Origin of the sequence: Pseudomonas sp. Pse1, from assembly GCF_024519635.1 — a bacterium.
In the GTDB taxonomy this organism is placed as follows: Bacteria; Pseudomonadota; Gammaproteobacteria; order Pseudomonadales; family Pseudomonadaceae; genus Aquipseudomonas.
The window spans coordinates 1-2189 of record NZ_JALJRO010000048.1 but is presented as its reverse complement, the minus strand read 5'-3'; the positions used below and the strand labels follow the sequence as shown (position 1 = coordinate 2189).

Genomic DNA, 2189 nt, shown 5'->3' with positions numbered 1-2189 from the left:
ATGAGACCCGGGCGATCGACAGCGGAATCGACACCAGGAAGCCAATGAAGATCGAGGCACTGAGCAGCCACAGGGTCATGGCCAGCCCGGTAATGTGGTAGCCGTCGCTGTAGAAGAACGGTTTCCAGTATTCCTGCATCAGCTCAATCATCGAACCGCCTCCCGGGAACCCGCCGCGTAATGTTGTTCAAGCCAGCGCAGTACAACGTTGGACGCACTGGTAATCACCAGGTAGATCAGCGCCGCCAGCACCAGGAAAAAGAACAGTTGGTAAGTGCTCTTTCCGGCATCCTGGGCGGCCTTGACCAGGTCGGCAAGACCAATGATCGACACCAGCGCGGTAGCCTTGAGAATCACCATCCAGTTGTTGCCAATACCCGGCAGGGCAAAGCGCATCATCTGCGGGAAGACCACGAAACGAAAACGCTGGGCCCGGCTCAAACCATAGGCCGTGGCCGCTTCCATCTGCCCGCGCGGGACGGCGAGGATCGCGCCGCGAAAGGTTTCGGTGAAATAAGCGCCGTAAATAAAGCCCAAGGTGATGATGCCTGCACCGAACGGATTGATTTCGATGTATTCCCAGTCCATGGCGACGGTGAAACTGGTCAGCCAGGTTTGCAGACTGTAGAAAATCAGCAGCATCAGCACCAGGTCGGGAACGCCGCGAATCAGCGTAGTGTAGAGCTGGGCGGGAATGCGCAGAATCTTGAGACTGGACAGCTTGGCGCTGGCCCCGATCAGACCGAGCAGCACGCTCAGCAACAGTGAGAGAATTGAGAGCTTGACGGTCATCCAGGTGCCTTCCAGCAACAGAGGGCCGAAGCCCTTCAAGCTGAATGCGGAAAGCCCGAGTGTCTGTAAGAGAGTGTCGAACATAATTCACAGGACCCATAGCTATGAAAAGCGCCCTCCTCAAGGAAGGGCGCGGGAGCGTTATTTGCCGCTGTAGAGATTCAGGTCGCCGAAGTGTTTCTTCTGGATCGAAGCGTAAGTGCCGTCATCGTGCAGCGCCTGGATGCCTTTGTTGATCAGCGCCTTGAGTTCGGCATTGCCCTTGGCGATGCCCACTGCGGTTTTCGCCGGCAGCAATTCGCTGTCCACTGGTTTGCTGACCTCGAAATCACCCCCTTGTGGCGATTTCAGGAAACCCAGTTCAGCTTGCAGCATGTCCTGGATCGACGCGTCGAGACGGCCGGACACCAAGTCGGCATACACCTGGTCCTGATTGGCGTAGGCCTGGGTTTCTACTCCCGCCTTATCCAGCACCTGCTTGGCGTACGCCTCCTGAATAGTGCCCTGCTCGTAGCCAACTTTCTTGCCCTTGAGCGCTGCCGGATCAACCCCCAGGTTGGCGCCTTTCCTGTAGACCAGACCGGTCGGCCCGGAGAACAACTCAGTGGAGAAGTCGATCACTTTTTCCCGGGCCGCAGTGACGGTCATCGATGAGATCACACCGTCGAACTTGTTGGCCTTCAGACCCGGAATGGTCCCATCGAAATCGCTTTCGACCCACTTGCACTTGACCTTCAGCTCGGCGCAGATCGCATTACCTAGATCGATGTCGAAACCCACCAGGCTGCCGTCCGCGGCTTTGGATTCGAACGGCGCGTAGGACGGATCAACGCCAAAACGCAGCTCCTTGTACTCCTTGGCCAAAGCGGCACCGGCGGCCATACACAGGGTCAGTGCAGAAAGGGTCAGCAATGTTCTTTTCATTATTATCAATTCCTAAAACCGCTACGGGCGCTTGTGGCGCATGGGTACTGTGGCGTGCAAGGCTGTTGCGAAGTCATCCGGCGTAGAAACACCTACACACATAGATTTACTTGTACGTACAAGCATATGCAATCCATCAGCCAACTCGCGTTTGTCGCCTGTAGGAATCAGGCACAAGCCCGCAATTACGGGGGTTTAGAAAGGAAAGAGCAGCGCATGCCGTCGTCTGCACTTAGGTTACCGGCTGTTACCTTGAGGGAAATTCGCCTCGTATTGGTGCGTCCGGTAACAACTCGCAACGTCATCGACGCAGGGAAATGGCAAAGCCCGCTCGGTCGGGCCGGGAGGCGAATCGGGTTGGGGGATAAAAATCGCACAAACAAAAACGCCGCTCAGTGAGCGGCGTTTTTGATGAATATGGAGCGGGAAACGAGACTCGAACTCGCGACCCCGACCTTGGCAAGGTCGTGCTC

2 protein-coding genes and 1 pseudogene are annotated in these 2189 nt (G+C 56.5%); all 3 read right to left on the bottom strand.

The features are described 5' to 3' along the window. Positions 1 to 151 (bottom strand): annotated as a pseudogene (locus NR126_RS28270) (amino acid ABC transporter permease); the annotation flags it as partial. Next, on the bottom strand, positions 148 to 876 hold the full coding sequence (locus tag NR126_RS28265; RefSeq protein ID WP_027621118.1) for an ABC transporter permease: 729 nt from the start codon (positions 874 to 876) through the stop codon (positions 148 to 150). The gene NR126_RS28265 and the pseudogene NR126_RS28270, both read right to left, overlap by 4 nt. Before the next feature lie 57 nt (positions 877 to 933). Beyond that, positions 934 to 1716 carry a transporter substrate-binding domain-containing protein gene (locus tag NR126_RS28260; protein ID WP_027621117.1) on the bottom strand — a complete coding sequence of 261 codons (783 nt, stop codon included), beginning with the start codon at positions 1714 to 1716 and terminating at the stop codon, positions 934 to 936. Between the last annotated feature and the right edge of the window lie 473 nt (positions 1717 to 2189).